This window comes from Centipeda flueggei ATCC 43531, assembly GCF_000160695.1.
Lineage (GTDB): Bacteria > Bacillota > Negativicutes > Selenomonadales > Selenomonadaceae > Centipeda > Centipeda flueggei.
Window position 1 is genome coordinate 107,437 of sequence record NZ_GG694010.1, and the last position, 17,877, is coordinate 125,313.

At 57.6% G+C, this 17,877-nt stretch carries 13 protein-coding genes, 1 tRNA gene and 1 pseudogene; 1 reads left to right on the plus strand and 14 read right to left on the minus strand.

The genetic code is table 11. The features are described 5' to 3' along the window. Positions 1–80 precede the first annotated feature (80 nt). From HMPREF0908_RS09870 to ychF, 7 genes and pseudogenes are all read right to left on the minus strand, one after another. A complete protein-coding gene (locus HMPREF0908_RS09870; RefSeq protein ID WP_040572723.1) occupies positions 81–1,400 on the minus strand; it encodes a dicarboxylate/amino acid:cation symporter in 1,320 nt (439 codons plus the stop codon). Positions 1,401–1,592: 192 nt separating this feature from the next. Then, positions 1,593–5,120 carry a pyruvate:ferredoxin (flavodoxin) oxidoreductase gene (gene nifJ, locus HMPREF0908_RS09875; protein ID WP_006691355.1) on the minus strand — a complete coding sequence of 1,176 codons (3,528 nt, stop codon included), beginning with the start codon at positions 5,118–5,120 and terminating at the stop codon, positions 1,593–1,595. Between the two features lie 18 nt (positions 5,121–5,138). After that, a pseudogene (locus HMPREF0908_RS11355) lies at positions 5,139–5,263 on the minus strand (secretion protein HlyD). A 264-nt stretch (positions 5,264–5,527) separates the two neighbouring features. Beyond that, entirely contained in the window at positions 5,528–6,316 is a 789-nt protein-coding gene (locus HMPREF0908_RS09880) for an enoyl-CoA hydratase/isomerase family protein (RefSeq protein ID WP_006691356.1), read from the minus strand. A 64-nt stretch (positions 6,317–6,380) separates the two neighbouring features. Further along, a complete protein-coding gene (locus tag HMPREF0908_RS09885) occupies positions 6,381–6,605 on the minus strand; it encodes a hypothetical protein (protein ID WP_006691357.1) in 225 nt (74 codons plus the stop codon). After that, entirely contained in the window at positions 6,602–7,555 is a 954-nt protein-coding gene (locus HMPREF0908_RS09890; protein ID WP_040572724.1) for a magnesium transporter CorA family protein, read from the minus strand. The genes HMPREF0908_RS09885 and HMPREF0908_RS09890 overlap by 4 nt, the downstream gene beginning before the upstream one ends. A 151-nt stretch (positions 7,556–7,706) precedes the next feature. Then, on the minus strand, positions 7,707–8,813 hold the full coding sequence (gene ychF / locus HMPREF0908_RS09895) for a redox-regulated ATPase YchF (RefSeq protein ID WP_006691359.1): 1,107 nt from the start codon (positions 8,811–8,813) through the stop codon (positions 7,707–7,709). A 221-nt stretch (positions 8,814–9,034) separates the two neighbouring features. On the opposite strand from ychF, the gene HMPREF0908_RS09900 reads away from it, so the two are divergent. After that, on the plus strand, positions 9,035–9,247 hold the full coding sequence (locus tag HMPREF0908_RS09900; RefSeq protein WP_006691360.1) for a DUF1858 domain-containing protein: 213 nt from the start codon (positions 9,035–9,037) through the stop codon (positions 9,245–9,247). 59 nt (positions 9,248–9,306) lie between these two features. Here HMPREF0908_RS09900 and HMPREF0908_RS09905 read toward each other — a convergent pair whose 3' ends face one another. The 7 genes from HMPREF0908_RS09905 to HMPREF0908_RS09935 all read right to left on the minus strand — a co-directional run bounded on the left by HMPREF0908_RS09905 (position 9,307) and on the right by HMPREF0908_RS09935 (position 17,827). Next, on the minus strand, positions 9,307–10,125 hold the full coding sequence (locus tag HMPREF0908_RS09905; protein ID WP_006691361.1) for a class I SAM-dependent methyltransferase: 819 nt from the start codon (positions 10,123–10,125) through the stop codon (positions 9,307–9,309). A 35-nt stretch (positions 10,126–10,160) separates the two neighbouring features. Then, a complete protein-coding gene (gene amrA / locus HMPREF0908_RS09910; RefSeq protein ID WP_006691362.1) occupies positions 10,161–11,558 on the minus strand; it encodes an AmmeMemoRadiSam system protein A in 1,398 nt (465 codons plus the stop codon). Between the two features lie 216 nt (positions 11,559–11,774). Beyond that, positions 11,775–11,859 (minus strand) — tRNA-Leu (locus tag HMPREF0908_RS09915). A 15-nt stretch (positions 11,860–11,874) separates the two neighbouring features. Then, positions 11,875–14,130 (minus strand): DEAD/DEAH box helicase, encoded by a 2,256-nt coding sequence (locus HMPREF0908_RS09920; protein WP_006691363.1) that lies wholly within the window; start codon positions 14,128–14,130, stop codon positions 11,875–11,877. Next, positions 14,127–15,452 (minus strand): ATP-binding protein, encoded by a 1,326-nt coding sequence (locus HMPREF0908_RS09925; protein ID WP_006691364.1) that lies wholly within the window; start codon positions 15,450–15,452, stop codon positions 14,127–14,129. The genes HMPREF0908_RS09920 and HMPREF0908_RS09925 overlap by 4 nt, the downstream gene beginning before the upstream one ends. After that, on the minus strand, positions 15,439–17,001 hold the full coding sequence (locus HMPREF0908_RS09930) for a TerB N-terminal domain-containing protein (protein ID WP_006691365.1): 1,563 nt from the start codon (positions 16,999–17,001) through the stop codon (positions 15,439–15,441). Before HMPREF0908_RS09930 ends, HMPREF0908_RS09925 begins: the two co-directional genes overlap by 14 nt. A 148-nt stretch (positions 17,002–17,149) precedes the next feature. Next, positions 17,150–17,827 (minus strand): fructose-6-phosphate aldolase, encoded by a 678-nt coding sequence (locus HMPREF0908_RS09935; protein WP_006691366.1) that lies wholly within the window; start codon positions 17,825–17,827, stop codon positions 17,150–17,152. Positions 17,828–17,877: the final 50 nt, after the last annotated feature.

Consider the following 17,877-nt stretch of genomic DNA (forward strand, 5'->3'; position numbering starts at 1 on the left):
ATATAGGATAAAACGCTGAAAAGCCTCTGAATATTTCTTTTCAGAGGCTTTTCATACACGACAGACGTGGTATAGACGCGTTATACGCTCGGAATCGGCACATCCTCGTCCGACAGAGTTCCCTCAAGGTCGCGATTTGTGATCGCGCAGACGGCCGAATCCGACCAGACATTTTCCGCCGTCTCAATCATATCGATGATCGAGTAGATCGGCAGGATGACCCCCATGAGCCCGACCGGTGCGCCGATCGACGCCATGAGAGAGAGCGTCAGAAAATAGCAGCCCATCGGAACGCCCGCATTGCCGACGGCGGCGAGCACGGCGATAAAGAGCCAGCTGATCATCGTGCCGAGCGAGAGTTCCATCCCTGCATTCTGCATGACGTAGAGCGAGGTCACGAGAATGAACGCAGCACAGCCGTTCATGTTGATTGTCGTGCAGATTGGCAGGACGAAACGTGTCACCGAAGGATGCGCCTTAAGACGCTGCTCAGCAGAAGCGAGTGTCACGGGGAGCGTACCTGCCGAGCTCTTTGTAAAGAGAGCGACCGCGACCGCCGGCATCATCTGACGGAACACGCGCACGGGATTCAGCCCGCGCACAGCGAGGAAGAACGGAATGACAATAAAGAACTGAATCAGATTGCCGCCGATGACGACAGCGGTATAGACACCGAGTGAACCAATGATGACGCCCGCCTCGATCTGTGCCGCGAGCTGTGCGGCAAAGGCGAGGATCCCCACGGGCAGGACAGTGATCAGCGCGCGAATGAGCGTGAAGAGCAGTTCCTGCAGGCCATGAATCCCCTTGAGGAGCATCTCACGGTTCTCCGTCTTGGGTGCGAAGGCAAGTCCAAGCCCCGCCGCTGCTGCGACAAGCATGACAGAGAGGACGTTTCCCGAGACAAACGGGGCGAGCACATTGTTCGGAACGATGGAGAGGAAGTGATCGTAATAGGACAGTCCCTCCAGCTTGCCCGGCACATCCGATATGCCCGCGCCGACAACATCGGCAGGAAGGTTTGCGGGTGCGAGCCAGAGGAAAAGTGCCAGCCCGACCGCCGCCGCACAGATTGTCGTCAGCAGGGTATAGGTGACAGCATGGGCAAAGATGCGTCCCGTATCTCGCTTCGTCCCAAGTGAGGCTAACGTCGTGATCACGGCAAGGGCAATCGTCGGCACGGCGACGAATTGGAAGAGGCGTGTAAAGACGGTTGCGATAAAGCTGAACAGGTTGTTCAGCGCGGGCACGTTCGCCCAGCCAAGAATGCCGCCGACGATGAGCGCCGCGATCCACAGTGCGAGCTGACGCTTCTGCCCGCTGAGCTTCGCGGCAGAGAGCGCCGCCTGCGCCTGCTGTTCCACCTCATCATGAGGCGTATGTTTATGTTGATCTGCCATAGAGAATTCCTCCATATCCCAAGATGTAAGAAATCGCTGGTAAGATGATACTGAGCAGATCAGCGATCTCCAAAAACATTGTTTGCATATTATATTTCTATGTTAATGATATGTCAAGTAAAAACTGCCGTGACAGCACGGCAGTTTTTCTCAGCAGGAGCAGCAAAGTGTACGAGAAAATCCGGTACGTCCTTATGCCTTGCCTGCAAGTTTCTTGTAGTTGTTGTAGCGCGTCTCCGCGTCCTTCTGCGTCTTCTCAAAGAGTGCATCCGCCGCCTCGGGGAAGCTGCGCTGGAGATTGATGTAGCGGTTCTCACCCAACAGGAACTCACGGAACTTCGAGAAGTCCGGCTCTTTCGAATCGAGGCTGAACGGATTCTTGCCTGTCTCGATAAGCTGCGGGTTGTAGCGATAGTTCGCCCAGTAGCCGCACTCCACGGCGAGCTTGCCCTCAAGCTGAGCACAGCCCATGCCCTTGCGGATGCCGTGATTGATGCACGGCGAGTACGCGATGATAAGCGAGGGTCCCGGATATGCCTCCGCCTCGCTGATCGCCTTGAGCACCTGATTCTGGTCAGCCCCCATATCGATCTGTGCGACGTAGACGTAACCGTAGGACATCGCCATCATGCCGAGATCCTTCTTCTTCGTCTTCTTGCCCGTCGCGGCAAACTCTGCAATCGCAGCCGCCGGCGTGGACTTCGACGCCTGTCCGCCTGTATTGGAGTAGACCTCGGTATCAAAGACCATGATGTTGATGTCTTCGCCCGAGGCGAGCACGTGATCCACACCGCCGTAGCCGATGTCGTATGCCCAGCCGTCGCCGCCGAAGACCCACTGCGAACGCTTGACGAAGTAGTCGTTGTCGCTGTAGATGCGGCAAAGAAGATCGTCCGTCCCCTTCTCCTTCTCGAGCAGCTCGCGCAGGAGGTCGGCGCGGTCGCGCGTTCCCTCACCGCTGTTGCGCTTTTCGAGCCAGAGCTGCATCGCCGCCTGGAGCTCCGCCGAGCCCTTCTTGGCCTCCAGCGCCTCCGTCACAGCGGCAGCGAGCGACTCACGTACCGACTTTGTGCCGAGCAGCATACCGAGACCATACTCTGCGTTGTCCTCGAACAGGGAGTTCGCCCATGCAGGACCGCAGCCCTTCTGGTTTTTCGTGTACGGAATGGCAGGTGCACTGGCGCCCCAAATGGAGGAGCAGCCCGTTGCATTGGCGATCATCATGCGGTCTCCAAAGAGCTGCGTGATGAGCTTGGCATACGGTGTCTCGCCACAGCCTGCGCACGCCCCCGAGAACTCGAAGAGCGGCTGCTCGAACTGCGAGCCGATCAGCGTTGTCTTCTTCATCGGGACATTCTTGACCGCGACCTTCGTCGTATCGACACCGTAGTCAAAGTACTTCTGCGCATCACGGAGCTTGTCATCGAGCAAGGTCATATCAAGTGCCTTGCCCGGGCAGACCTGTGCACAGTTGCCGCAGCCAAGGCAGTCGAGTGTCGAGACGGCGATGGTGAGGTTCATTCCCTTTGCGGGACGCGACTTCACAGACTGCATCCCCTCAGGTGCTGCCGCAAGCTCTTCGTCCGTCGTCAGGATCGGACGAATCGTCGCATGCGGACAAACAAAGGAGCACTGGTTGCACTGAATACACTTCTCAGGGCGCCATACGGGGACAGAGATCGCCGTGCCGCGCTTCTCATAGGCTGTACCGCCCACGGGGAACGTACCGTCCTCCATGCTGAGGATCTCGGAGATCTTGAGCTTGTCGCCCTCCTGACGATTCATGACATTCTGGACGTTCGTGATGAATGCAGGCGTCTTCTCGTTGACCGGCACCTCTTCGTCCACAGCATCCTTCCACGCATCAGGAACATTGACGCGGTGCAGCGCCTCGATGCCCTTGTCGATCGCACCATTGTTCATGTTGACGACCTTCTCGCCCTTGCTGCCGTAGGAGGTGACAACCGCATCCTTGAGATACTTGACTGCATCGTCGAGCGGAATGATGTTGGCGAGCTTGAAGAACGCGGACTGCATGACCATGTTGAAGCGTCCGCCAAGTCCGAGCTCACGCGCGATATGAACGGCGTCCACCGTATAGAACTGGATGTCGTTGCGTGCGATAAAGCGGCGCATTGATGCGGGCAGATGCGTATCCAGCTGCTCATCCGACCAGAACGTATTGAGCAGGAACGTGCCGCCCTTTCTGAGTCCTGCGAGCAGGTCATACTGACGCACATAGGACTGCTGCGAACAGGAGATAAAGTCCGCACGGTTGATGAGATACGGGCTGATGATCGGCGACTTGCCAAAGCGCAGGTGACTCATCGTGATGCCGCCCGACTTCTTCGAGTCGTAGGCAAAGTATGCCTGCGCATACATATCCGTCTTGTCGCCGATGATCTTGATCGCGCTCTTGTTCGCGCCGACCGTGCCGTCCGAGCCGAGTCCCCAGAACTTGCACGCCGTCGTCCCCTCCTTCGTGAGGTTGACATCTCTGTGTGCGGGCTTCAGGCTGCGGTTCGTCACATCATCGACGATGCCGAGCGTAAAGCCGTGCATCGGCTCGTTCTTCTTCAGCTCCTCGTAGACGCCAAAAATCTGATCCGGCGTCGTATCCTTGCCGCCGAGACCATAGCGGCCGCCGACGATGACGGGATCCATGCCTGAGCCATAGTACGCCGCCTTGACATCGAGGTAGAGCGGCTCGCCGAGGGCACCCGGCTCCTTCGTGCGGTCGAGGACAGCAACCTTCTTCACCGTCTTCGGGAGATACTTGAAGAAATGCTCGACGGAGAACGGACGATAGAGATGAACGGACAGCAGTCCGACCTTCTCGCCCTGTGCATTGAGATACTCCGCGACCTCCTCCGCCGTCTGGCAGACCGAGCCCATCGCAATGATGATGCGGTCCGCATCAGGTGCGCCGTAGTAGTCAAAGAGATGGTGCTCACGGCCTGTGATCTTTGCCATCTGTGCCATTGCTTCCTCAACGAGGGAAGGAATGGCATCATAGTAACGGTTGACCGCCTCACGCCCCTGGAAGTAGATATCAGGGTTCTGTGCCGTGCCGCGCACCACCGGATGATCCGGGTTGAGCGCACGGCGGCGGAACGCCTCAACGGCATCCCAGTCGAGGATCTTCGCGAGGTCAGCATAGTCCACGACCTCGATCTTCTGGATCTCATGCGAGGTGCGGAATCCGTCAAAGAAGTTGATGAACGGCACACGTCCCTTGATGGCGACGAGATGCGCTACTGCAGAGAGATCCATGACCTCCTGCACGCTCGACTCGGCGAGCATGGCGACACCTGTCTGACGCGCTGCCATGACATCCTGATGGTCGCCGAAGATGTTCAGCGAGGAGGCGGCAATGGCGCGTGCACTGACGTGGAACACGCCCGGCAGCAGCTCACCTGCAATTTTATACATATTGGGGATCATCAGCAGAAGTCCCTGCGATGCTGTGTAGGTTGTCGTCAGCGCACCCGCCTGCAGAGACCCGTGGACAGCCCCCGCAGCACCGGCCTCCGACTGCATCTCAATCAGACGCAGCTTCTGTCCGAAGATATTCTTCATTCCTTTGGCAGCAAGGCTGTCGACATACTCCGCCATCGGCGACGAGGGCGTGATCGGATAGATCGCTGCCACATCCGTAAAGGCATAGGAAATATAGCCCGCGGCGGTATTTCCGTCCATCGTCTTCATCTTTTTTGCCATAGTACTGCTCTCCTCTCTTTAGAGAAGCGCCGATAAATTCGGCACGACCATCTTGACGCATCTTTTTCGCCCGCTTATCGTTAGCAAATCCTCCACATAGCCCTTGCTATGCGTCCGGTTTGCTGCTCAATCGGACGAAAAATCTACGCCAATCCGGCATACCCCATTTTATCAGCGATTCCCTAGAAATGCTTCTGCACTTCATCGGTTATTAAAATATATACACATGAGCAAAGAATTTCTTCCCCTCCGTCGAACGAGAAACAATATCTATGGAGAAGTATCAATTCTATACTTTCTGTTTATTATACAACGGAACACCCGCCTTGTAAACAAGACAGGTGCTTTGTATCTCCGATATTACGGCGTTCTATCATTGTTTTTTATGATGCAAGCATCCGAACACCCTATTTCGTTCCTGTTTCCTTCTGATTAAAGCTCGGTTCGCGTCTTTCCAAGAATGCTGTCACAGCCTCACGATGATCCGCAGAGGCACCCGCCTTCCCGAGATTTTCCGCCTCGATGCGGCTGTATGCCATATAGTCGCGGTAAAAAACCTCATAGTAAAGCTGTTTCTGCATGGCGATGGCACCAAGAGGACGGCGCAGGAGCTGTATGGCAAAGGCACGCGTTTCCTCTTCCAGTTTTCCTGCGGCAGCGACCCGCGTGGCCAGTCCGAGACGCAGTGCCTCCTCACCATAGACGGGGGTACTCAACGCCATGAGCTCAATCGTCTTCGCGAGTCCAACAATCTGATGCAGATGATAGATGCAGCCCGTGTCCCCGGGCAGAGCGACGTTCGAGAACGCTGTGAGCAGACAGCTCCCTTCCGTCATGATGCGGAAATCTGCGCCGAGCGCGAGGCCGCAGCCGGCGCCTGCAGCCGTGCCGTTCACCATCGCAATCACAGGTTTTCGGCACTTTCGCAGAGCAAGCGACGCCTGCCCTGTCAGCATGGAGAGTTCATAGCTGATGAATGAAAAGGTCGCCATCTCCTTGATGTCGCCGCCTGCAGAGAAATTCCTGCCCGCGCCCGTAAGGATGATCACCTTTACCGCTTCGTCTGCACCGCAATGCTCCACAGCTGCGATCAAATCGCGGAACATCTCTGCATCCAGTGCATTGTTTGACCCTGGACGATCCATAATGATCTGTGCGATACCATCCTGAATGGATTGCTTGATATGCTGATACATGAGAGACCTCCAATAAGGGATACACACAAAGGAAGCTGCCCCGCCGGCACCGAGCAGGATACTCTCAGCAGCTTGTCCTGCCGAGGAGCGGGTGTGATGTCGGGCGCAGGTCACGCACGCGGATAAGGTGCAGTGCCTCCGTGAGATCAATGTCACGACGCTCGGGACCGTTCTCGTACACGTAGACCGGATGCTCTGCACCGACCTCACTGCCCGGCATGTATACATACTCCGCCGTGTGCGCATCACCGAAGATGATGCCGCGGTCCAGCTGTGCTTCGCGTATCAAAACATATCCCTCCGCCAGAGCAGGTAGACCGCCAGCGTCGATACACAGACGGCGAAGACGAGCACGCGCAGGAAGCCCGTTGGGTCATCCTGATACGGCACCGGCACATTCATCCCAAGAAAGCTCGAGATCACCGTCGGGATGGCGAGAATAATCGTAATCGCCGTCAGGAACTTCATCACGAGGTTCAGATTGTTCGAAACGATGGATGAAAACGTATCGGCAAGGCGTGCCATAATCGTACTGTACATATCGACCATCTCGCGTGCCTGCTTATTCTCGATGATGACATCCTCCAGCAGATCCTCATCCTCCTCGTACATCTTAAAAATATGATGGAGGGAGGTGTTCGTACGCAGGCGCATCAAACGGTCGAGCACCGCACCGTTCGATCGCAGTGCTGCATTAAAATACGTCAGACCTTTCTGCAGCTGCAGAAGGCGCAGGATCTCGCTGTTCTTCATGTCATGCCGCAGACGATCCTCGATTTCCTCGGAGAGCTTGCTGATCTGCCGCAGATAGCGCAGATAGAATACGTCAGATTTGTAGAGGATCTGAAAAAGAAAGCGCGTCCGCTTGTACGTGCGGAACATCTTCGCCGTCCGCTCATTGAACTCCGCGATGACGGGAGTTTCTTCGAGACAGACGGTAATGACATGCTCATCCGTGAGGATGATCGCAAGCGGCAGTGTATCATAAGTGTCCTCGCCGCGATAGACGGGAACATTGGTCAGGATCATGACGGAGTCATCCTCAACATCCGTATGTGAACGCTCCTCATCGTCAAGAGCGGAACGCAGGAAATCGGGATCGACCTCCGTGAGTGTACTGACAACCTTCAGTTCGTACGGCGTCGGATTGACAATATTGATCCATGCCCCTTTGGACAGCGTCTTGAGTGACAGCTCCTGCAGCGGGCCGGATTCCATGGATTTATAAATCTGCAGCAAGGGAGAACGCTCCTTTCCGATTGTCCTCCCCCGCTGTCACCGCATCCTAGCTGCACAGCGAAGAGAGAACAGAATACTCGTATACGGCGGAGGCTGCAAAGGTGTATCGTCCATGCTCTTCACTTCCTTTCATCGTGCTCAGAAATTACGCTCAAACATTAAAACGGAAATTCACCACATCACCGTCGCGCATGACATAGTCCTTGCCCTCAAGGCGCACCAGACCCTTGTCACGCGCTGCCGCGACACTGCCGAGCGAGACGAGATCGTCATAGTTCACGATCTCCGCACGGATGAACCCACGCTCAAAGTCCGTGTGAATCTTTCCTGCCGCCTTCGGCGCGGTCGTTCCGCGCGTAATCGTCCACGCACGGCACTCATCCTCTCCCGCCGTGAGGAATGTCTGCAGGCCGAGCAGGGCAAACGCACCGTGGATCAGGCGATCCAGCCCGCTCTCCGCAAGGCCAAGATCTTCAAGGAACGCTGCTGCTTCCTCGTCATCGAGCTCGGCAATCTCCTCCTCGAGGCGCGCCGATACCGTCACCACCTGCGCACCCGTACGCGCAGCATACTCCTTCACCTTCTGCACGTGAGGATTCTCCGCATCCGCTGTCGCCGCCTCATCCTCGCCGACGTTCGCGATGTAGAGGATGGGCTTACGCGTGAGGAGATTCAGATCACGCAGGATCCCCTGCTCCTCCTCGGAGAGCTCCACCTCGCGCGCAGGCCGCCCCGCATCGAGCGCCTCCTTCAGGCGCTCCAGTGCCGCGTGCTCCGCCTTTGCCTCCTTGCTCCCCGATTTCAGCAGTTTCGTCACCTTGACGAGGCGTTTTTCCACCGCCTCCAGATCGGCAAGGCACAGCTCCGTCTCGATGATGTCAATATCGCGCAGAGGGTCAATGCCGCCCTCTACATGCGTGATGTCCGAGCTCTCAAAGCAGCGCACCACATGGGCGACAGCATCCACTTGGCGGATGTGCTCGAGGAACTTATTGCCCAGCCCCTCGCCCTTCGAGGCGCCCTTCACAAGGCCTGCAATATCGACGAAGCGCACACTGGCGGGCGTCGTCTTTTTGGAATGATAGAGATCCGTCAGCACCTTGAGGCGCGCATCCGGCACGGCCACGACGCCCACATTCGGCTCAATCGTGCAGAACGGATAGTTCGCCGCCTCTGCGCCCGCCTTCGTGATCGCGTTGAACAGCGTGCTTTTTCCCACATTCGGCAGACCGACGATTCCGACTTCAAGATTGCTCACAGATATTCCTCCAAAACACGTTATGACAGATATACACGTTATGTTATAGCACACAACCCATGCACAGGTCAATTCCAACACAGTTTTCCGACGCTTTTCTTCACAGCATGGACGTATATGTTGCAAATGGTACTTTCAATTTTTATATCTTGTGCTATAATGTGAAAAAGTCAAAGGGATATTTCCCTTGCTTTCACTGTATTTTCCCATAGGAGGTCATTATGGCAATTACCAAAGATATGAGCATCATCGAGATTGTGCAGAAGTACCCCGACACGGTCGAGGTTCTGATGAACGCAGGCATGGGCTGCCTCGGCTGCGCGGCGGCACATTTCGAGAACATCGAGCAGGGCGCACTGGCACATGGCATCGACATCGACGCACTCATCGACAAGCTCAACGAGACGGTCGTCGAGACAGCCGCGGCACAGTAAGCAAAATACGCACGAAAAAGCCACCTCACGACAACGAGGCGGCTTTTTTGATGCAGTTGTTAGAGCATTTCCCGCACATCCCACCAAATCACGGCCGAGCGCGTTGCAACAGTGCATTTTCCGTTCTTTGCCTCCGCGCAGACGGCACGGTGCAGCTCCTCACGCACGGCATCCGTGACATCGCCCTCATACTGCTCATAGGCGAGCAGCCGATACCGCAGCTCATCCTCAATACTGCGCTCACAGCGATAGTCAATTGTGCGCACGTTGGCGAACCGTCCCTGCGCAGCAAGCATATTGTAGAGAATCTGGAACTCCTCCACGTCACAGCTGCTCGCCGAGCGCGGGTTTTTCTTGTCGGGGATCTCGGCAACGATGGCGCAGTATGCCTTCGTATATGCCTCCATCTGAAGGATGAGAGGCCATACATCCGCATACATCCAGAAGACGAGCGACACCGTCACGAGATCAAACGCGCGGTCAAGTGCCCCGCCGACGGGAAGATCCTGCACCAGCTCCTCGATCACCGCATAGTTGGACACTCCTGCCGCAGCGGCATTTTCCCGCAGGAGGCGGACCATCTCGTGCGACGGTTCCACTGCCGCAGCAAATTTGATCTTCTCGGCAAAGGGAATAATAAAGGAGCCGGGTCCTGCGCCGATATCGAGCATCGTCGCGTCCGCGCTCAGAATGTGCCGCAGTGCCGCATAGGTTTTCCGCCCGTAGTCATAATCGTTGCTGCGGCGCATGGCGGAGAAATCCCGTGCGCGCTTGTCCCAGTAATCCACCTGCGGATTCGCCCGTATGTGCTCCGTACGTTCGTGAAATTTCTCCTTCCACCAGGCATTCCAAAAGGAAAAGTCCGGCTTATCTCCCATGCAAATACTCCTCTCACGCGGCGAACCGCACCTGTTCAATGATGCCGAACGACGGTAAATCGTGCGAGGGAAATCGGCTCTTTCGGCATGATGTGTGCCTTCTCCCGTGCAATGGCGATCTGCTGCTCCGCCGTGTCGATCCCCGCAAGATCGGGCAGCAGGAGTCCGCGCCGACGGTCCGCCGCACTTTTTACGATAACGCCGTAGACACGCGGATCCAGTTCCTCTGCCGACATGATCGGCTCAGGCGCACTGAGCACATCCACACTGTAGACGAGGCGATCCAGTTCCTCCGCGGCAATCGGCTCAAATCGGCTGTCATGCGCCGCTGCCGAGACCGCATTGTAGAGGATCTCCTCAGCGAGACTCTGCTGCGCGGGCAGAAATGTCCCGATGCAGCCGCGCAGTTTTCCATATTTCTTGATGGAGACAAAAACCCCCGCACGTCCCTCTGTCAGCTCCTCCGGCATATCCGGCGGCAGAGCGGCATAGGTATGCGTCCGCACAAAGTGCTCCACGCTCGCCCGCGCGAGACGTACATACATATCCTCCGATGCGCGCAGCTTCTCCATCGCCGCATCCTCAGCACGAACGAGCTGTGCCGTATAGCCGCGGCTCTCATCCGTTCCCGTGACCGTAAAGGACGCCACTGCATAGCCGACGCCGAAGGGGCCTTCATAGCTGCAGAGACGGCTCTCTATCGCACTGCCGTCGAGCACTCCGGCAAGCACCCAGAGACCATTCAGCCCACAGTGCCCTGCCGTCTCGGCAAAGCTCCCCGGAATCTGCAGCAGGGAGAAAAAATCTCCTGCCCCCATAAACGCCGTACAAAGGCGGTCAAACTCCGGCCCCTCCGCGGCGAAACCATTCGGTGCCGCAGGGCTGAGCCGATGCGAGAGATCGCCGCTCGCGATACACACCGTGCGCCGCCCCAGCCGCTCCGCCACGGCAGCAATGCACTGACCGAGCCGCGCGTGCAGATATGCCGGCAGACCCGAAATACCGATGCGCACCACCTTGGCCGGCGCATCTCCGAGATAATCACTCAAAAAAGCCAGTGGAATCATCGTTCCGTGATCGAGTGCTGCCGACCGCTCTCCGAGGGTTCCCGCCGGAATATCGTGATCCATCGCCGTCGCGGCGAGCATCCGCACGAAATCCTCGTCATAGTCGACACCGACGGAGATCGCAGGATGCCCGAATGCCGCAAAATTTCCTTCTGCATGCTCTCCCGGTGAGATATGAAAGTAATCCTCATAGACGACAGCATGCGGACTGATGACGACGACGGTATCGGGACGGAGCTCTGCCGCCGCACGCATGACCTCACGATAGGCGTCAATGGTGTGCGCAATCTCCTGCTCGCGTCCCGCGCCGATCGCAGGAAGAATGAGCGGCGGATGCGGTACAGCATAAGCAGCAAGAACAGACATAAGATTCACACTCCTATACAACAAATGATGGGCTTCATTTCATCCGTGATTCCCTAAAAAAATACCGACTGCACTGCAGTCGGAAGGAACTGTGCACCATGGGTGCGGCTTCGTCCTGCCAAGGAAAAGAAGACGGCATAAACCTGCAGCGAACCCACGAGGACAATGAAAGGAAGCGCTGAGCCCTATCCTGTCAGCGGTTCCGATAAGCCAAAATGGTGCGGATGAAGGGGGTCGAACCCATACGCCTTGCGGCACTGGATCCTAAGTCCAGCGCGTCTGCCAGTTCCGCCACATCCGCATGGAAATCATTCTATCATGCACGCGCAATACTGTCAATCCGCGCTCCCCGCCACGAGAGAACGGTTTTCCGCATCTCTACTGTGTGCAGCACGCCCTCCGCGAATCCGCGCCGTACCAGTTCCGCAGGGAGATACTCATCGTATTTGTCAAACACAGGCACTTCATCCGAATAGAGAAGCTCCATCGGCGAAAAATCTGTCGCAGCCTCCTCCGCGAGAATGCGGAAAAAGTCGGCAGGAGACGCCTTCATCGTAAACTGCATAAAATACGGCCGCATGGATTCCAGCCCGCGCAGGCCAAGACGCGCAGCACAGCGGATCCGCAGAAAGCGCTCCAACGCGAGAAAGGCATAGCTGCCAAGCCACGGCAGGAGTGCATACATTGCTCCGCCGAGCGGTATGAGCACGTCCCGCGCCGCCCCTGAATGCTGTGCCGCCCTCCGCGCTCCCATGAGACGCGCCGCGGCATTTTTCAGCAAATACGGAGGGAGAAGATCCTCGGCGAGCACCTGCCGCATCCGATGCAGGATATGCGTATGGATGTCCCCGGGACACTCGCCGAAATACGCGGGCACATTCCCCTTGACCATTTCACAGTAGACGTGATGCCGCTTGCGGTCCACCTCCAGTACACGCCACACATGCCCCGCAATGGCAATTTTCTCACCGACCGGCGGCGGCGTGACAATCGTTCCGATCTCCTGGGACTCGCAGCGAACCGTGTACTCCTCGTTTTCCTGAAAGACACCGTAAAAGCGATAGGACTGCACGACGCGCTCCCCTGCCAGTCCAACGATCAGGCCGCCGCGCTCCGTCCGCTGGATATGCTCCTCCTGCAGGAGATGGCGCAGGAGTGTGCGATAGTCCTCCTGCGTCACGCGTGCGAAAACAGGCAGTGTGAGTACCCGTTCCGCCAGTGCGCGCGGAGAGAGCTCGCCACAGGAGGCGAGGGTGCTCATCGTCTGATGGTAGAGGAGGCTGAACGGGAGACGATGAAGGCGCGGCGGCTCCACCCAGCGCTCCTCAAGATAGAGCTGAATCAGGGCAATCCCCTGCAGGAGCTTCCACGGGATCGCTGCAGGCAGGAGAGCGCGTGCATCGGGAACATCCTCGCGCACGACAAAGTGCATCTCCTGCGGCTGCCCGCGCCGCCCCGTCCGTCCCATGCGCTGGAGGAAGGACGACACCGTCCACGGCGCATCGATCTGAAACGCGCGCTCAAGTCTGCCGATGTCGATGCCGAGCTCAAGCGTCGCCGTCGTGCACGTCGTGAGACAGCTCTCCTCATCCTTCATGTGCGCCTCTGCCGTCTCACGAAAGGCAGCCGAGAGATTGCCGTGGTGGATGAGGAACCGATCCGGCTCATGCCTGCGCTCGCAGTAAGAGCGCAGGGTATTCGTCACCGCCTCGCACTCCTCGCGCGAATTGACAAAAACGAGACATTTTTTCCCGCGCGTATGCTCAAAAATATAGGCAATCCCCGGATCCGCCCCCTCCGGTGGCATATCGGTCGTTGTATCCGGTGCTGTGGGCAGATCAATATCCGTACGGCCTTCTCCCGCCTGCGTGTCCTGCACGTAGAAATGCTCCACGGAAAGCCGCCATCGGCTTCCCTTCGCTGCGATCTCCGGCACCAGCGTCCCGCGCCCCGTCCCCGCCGCAAGCAGTGCCCCCGTCTCTGCGGGCGTGCCGATGGTTGCCGACAGCCCGATGCGGCGCGGCTGCACACCGGCGATACGCGAAAGACGTTCGATCAGGCAGAGCGTCTGCCCGCCGCGATCCCCGCGCAGGAGAGAATGCACCTCGTCGATCACGACGAAGCGCAGATCGCCGAAGAGCTTCGGAATCGCCGCATGCCGATGCAGGAGGAGCGCCTCAAGTGACTCGGGCGTGATCTGCAGAATGCCCGACGGATGCTTCATCAGCCGCGCCTTGTGCGTCTGGCCGACATCGCCGTGCCAATGCCGCACGGGAATGCCCGCCGCCGCGCAGAGCGGCGTCAGCCGCTCAAATTGGTCATTGATGAGCGCCTTCAACGGGCCGATGTAGATGCAGCCGACGGAGCTGGGAGGGCTCTCCAGCAGCAAGGTGATGATCGGAAAGAACGCCGCCTCCGTTTTCCCCGACGCCGTTGAGGAGGTGAGGAGGACGTGCTCCTCCGACCCAAAGATCGCCTCGCCTGCCGCGACCTGAACCCCGCGCAGACTGCGCCAATCCTGCCCGTAGATGTACTCACGGACACAGGGCGCATAGCGGTCAAACACGTTCATAGATCAAACTCCGCAAACTGCGCACTGACCTCCGCCCCCTCCACCGCATTGGCGGCATAGGAAAAGTTCTCCGACAGGAGCAAATCTGCCATCTTGAGCGTCGGTGTCTGATAGATGATATCCAGTGCCTGAATGAAGTCACGAATCACCTCACGCGGCGTAATGTGGTCATCTGCGCCGATGCGCCCGAACTCGATGCGGATGAAATCCGCCAGATCCTCCTGCGTGACGGTCGTCTCGTATCCGTACAGCTCCGCATGGATGCCTGACAGCTTTTCCACCAGCACCAGCATCTCCTCATGTGTCAGGGGCGACAGCTTGATAACGGGCGAGAGCAGATCGCGGTGCTCGCCTGCAAAGCGCCCCTCGGCAAGGCGCGAGCGCAGCGCCTCATAGCTGTATACGCCGCGGCGCGTATCCTCCATGCAGGCAGGCGTGCCGCAGAGAACCATCCCGAGATACTTGGCGCGCCCCTGCATGGCATCGTTGTACATCGTGAGGATCTTCTCATAGTTATACTGGCGCGTAATCGCATGGGGAATCTTGTAGATATTGACCAGCTCATCGATAAAGATGAGCATCCCCGCGTAGCCTGCCTGCCGCAGAAATGCGGCGAACAGCTTCAGATACTCATACCAGTCATCATCTGTGATGATGATATTCACGCCGAGCGCATGCCGTGCCTCCGTCTTGGTCGTATACTCCCCGCGAAACCATCGCGCTACCTGTGCACGCAGTGCCTCGTCACCGTCGCGGTAAGCATGATAGTAGAGCGTCAGAAGACGCGTAAAATCAAAGCCGTGGACAAGATCATTCAGACCGTAAATCATCGCAGCGATGCGCCGCTCCACCACCGCTGAGAAGTCCGCACGGTCCGGCGGCGTTTCCTCCGCCGTCTCCTGCTGGATTCGGCTGATCCAGCGGTCGAGGATGAGGGTGAGCGCGCCTCCCTCGGGCGTCGTCTTGGTCGCCATATTGCGGATCAGCTCACGATAGGTTGCGAGCCCCTGCCCACGCGTCCCCTGAAGCCGGCGCTCCGGAGAGAGATCTGCATCCACCACGACGAAATTCTTCGCCATCACATAGCTGCGCAGGGTCTGAAGGAGGAAACTCTTGCCACTCCCATAGCGCCCCATAATAAAGCGAAAGGATGCACCGCCCTCCGCAATCATATCCACATCCGACAGGAGCGCCTCGATCTCACGCCGACGCCCCACCGTGATATAGGGAAGCCCGACACGCGGCACAACGCCCCCCTTGAGCGCATTGATGAGTGTCTGCGCGATGCGGCGCGGAACCTTCCGCTGTTCATTCGATGCCATGACTGTACCTCCCTTCCAATTCATCACGATAATCCTCCACAACGGCAGGCGGCTCGCCCTCAATCACCGTATCGGAAAAATCCTCATACAGCTTCTCGTTGATGCTGTCCACGAGCACGGAGAGGATCTGTCCCTCCGCGCGCACCCAATCAAGATTCCCATCGGTCAGGAGCGCACAGAGGAGACGCTTCTCCGCCTGTGTCAGGCCATGATCGGCGGACGACGAGGACGGTGTATCCTGCTGCTGCGGATTCGTATATGGCGCTGCCGCTGCATTCTGCGCTGCAGGGGGTTGCAGAGAATGCTCCTGCATAGGAGGTGATATGTTCTCCCCTGCGACGGGGAGCAATTCATCATTCTCATCCACAATCAGGCGCTCCTCGGTGACAGCAGCATCGGCGCGGATGCGGTCAAGCTGACTAAAATCCAAATGAACGCGGCGTGCCTCGATCTCCCGCTGTGCCGCGAAAAATTCTGCTGTCTCCTCACGGATGATCTTCCACTGCCATTTTAGGAGCTGCGGCAGCCGAATCTCCGTGAGCTCATAGTGCTCGCGCAGCTGCGTATCCACCCCGCGCAGGAGCCCACCGATACGCTGCGCCGCACCATCCGTACGCTCATAAGAATGCAGCTGCCATGCGCCGCCTGCGCACTCATACTGCCGCAGAGGATGCACGGCATAGATGCGGTCCTCCTCCGCGCGCGGCGGATGAAATACGGCCGACGCAAAGAGATCCACCGACCTCGTACAGGAACGTGCGATACAGTCCGAGAAAAAATCGCAGATGCGGTGTTTTTCATAGTATTCTTTGACACGTGCAAGGACGCGGAGGACAATGGCATCCGCTTCCGCTGTATGTGTGCGATAGAGTTTGGAGCGCTCCAAACGATACGAGGAAAGCGTACACACTGCCGCCATGATCTCCTCTGCCGTATGCTCCTCTTGATGCAGCATCACATAGACAGCATCATCCTGTCTGCGCTCCTGCACCGCCCCATCATGCTCCTCCAACAGCGCAGGGCTGAGCCCATAGTAGATGATGAGCGCACGCTCCCAATCCTTGAGGCAGCGCAGAATCTGCGGATCCAGAGCACCATAGGCGTGACCGAAGGTATGCAGGCGCTCATAAGCGTCCATCGGTGATGTACAGCCAACGAGTGCCAGGAGCTCATAGGCGTAGAGCGATGCGTAGGACATTCCCCGCCGCTCTACCTCCCCGCGCCGTACCTTCGTCCGCCAAGCAAAATACCCGCGCAGTTCGGGATCGGTGAGCGAATCATATGTCGGGAAATACTGATTGACAGTCCCCCGATAGTCATAGTCGTCCTCGTAGTTCGCCATGAGACGCGCCTGCTTGAGGAAAAGCTCGGAACGGGACTGCCAGAAGTTCGTCGAGGTTTTGACAAGAGAGCGCATGGCACGGAGCAGCTTCGGTGTTTTCTCCGCCGGCGGCTGCGGCGGGATCTTCTCATCGCCATAGAGATGCCGCCCCGTACGCCTGCTGTCTGCAAGCCTCCACTCCCATGACACCTTGCTCCCTCCTCTCATTCATTCGTTCGGTGCTGTCCTTTTATTTTACTACGAAACGAACAGGAATCGATGGTCATACCGAATTTATCAGTGATCTCTTAAAAACACTCCCTTGAATATCTGTCAAAGTATTCGAGAGAGTGCTTGGAATCAAGACATATGCTCTTTACAGCTCCGCGAGGGTCTTTCCCCCATATAGCCCCGCCCAATCGTCGGAGAATGCCTGCACCGCATCTGCAACGACCTGCTTGGCAAAGATGCCGCGCAGCACGTCAGGAGCCACGGTGACGGAATGTGCGCCTGCGAGAATCGCACGGTCGATCTGGGCGGGCTGCTTGAAACTCGCTGCTAAAATCTCTGTCTCATAGCCGTAATGTGCAATAATGCCGGCGATATTCCCGATCACGGACGCCGCATCGACGCCAAGCGCCTCCATGCGGTTATAGTACGGAGCGATGCAGTCCGCGCCTGCCTCCAGTGCCATAAACGCCTGGTCCATCCCGTAGACGGCCGTCGCCGTCACGTTCGCCCCCTGACGGCGGAGCGCTTTGATGACCTTGACGCCTTCAAAATCAACGGGAACCTTAATGAATACCTTCTCATCGACATGATGAAATACCGCCTCTGCATCGCGCATCATCCCGTCATAGTCCGTCGCCGTCACTTGGATATGCAGGGGGCGGAGCTTGCCGATGATGGAGCGAATCTCACGCATGTGGGCAAAGAACGGGACACTCCCCTCCTTCTTGACGATACTCGGGTTGCTGGTCACACCGGCGATCGGCAGATATTCCGAAAGCGCACGAATCTCATCGAGATTTGCCGAATCAATCAGATACTTCATGGTATAGGATCTCCCTTCACATGGCAAAGCCCACCGACTTCACAGCGGTG

Excerpts from the sequence above, each read along its gene's own strand:
- HMPREF0908_RS09870 (WP_040572723.1), bottom strand. The coding sequence starts at position 1,400 with ATGGCAGATCAACATAAACATACGCCTCATGATGAGGTGGAACAGCAG.
- nifJ (WP_006691355.1), bottom strand. The coding sequence starts at position 5,120 with ATGGCAAAAAAGATGAAGACGATGGACGGAAATACCGCCGCGGGCTAT.
- HMPREF0908_RS09880 (WP_006691356.1), bottom strand. The coding sequence starts at position 6,316 with ATGTATCAGCATATCAAGCAATCCATTCAGGATGGTATCGCACAGATC.
- HMPREF0908_RS09900 (WP_006691360.1), top strand. The coding sequence starts at position 9,035 with ATGGCAATTACCAAAGATATGAGCATCATCGAGATTGTGCAGAAGTAC.
- HMPREF0908_RS09905 (WP_006691361.1), bottom strand. The coding sequence starts at position 10,125 with ATGGGAGATAAGCCGGACTTTTCCTTTTGGAATGCCTGGTGGAAGGAG.
- amrA (WP_006691362.1), bottom strand. The coding sequence starts at position 11,558 with ATGTCTGTTCTTGCTGCTTATGCTGTACCGCATCCGCCGCTCATTCTT.
- HMPREF0908_RS09920 (WP_006691363.1), bottom strand. The coding sequence starts at position 14,130 with ATGAACGTGTTTGACCGCTATGCGCCCTGTGTCCGTGAGTACATCTAC.
- HMPREF0908_RS09925 (WP_006691364.1), bottom strand. The coding sequence starts at position 15,452 with ATGGCATCGAATGAACAGCGGAAGGTTCCGCGCCGCATCGCGCAGACA.
- HMPREF0908_RS09930 (WP_006691365.1), bottom strand. The coding sequence starts at position 17,001 with ATGAGAGGAGGGAGCAAGGTGTCATGGGAGTGGAGGCTTGCAGACAGC.
- HMPREF0908_RS09935 (WP_006691366.1), bottom strand. The coding sequence starts at position 17,827 with ATGAAGTATCTGATTGATTCGGCAAATCTCGATGAGATTCGTGCGCTT.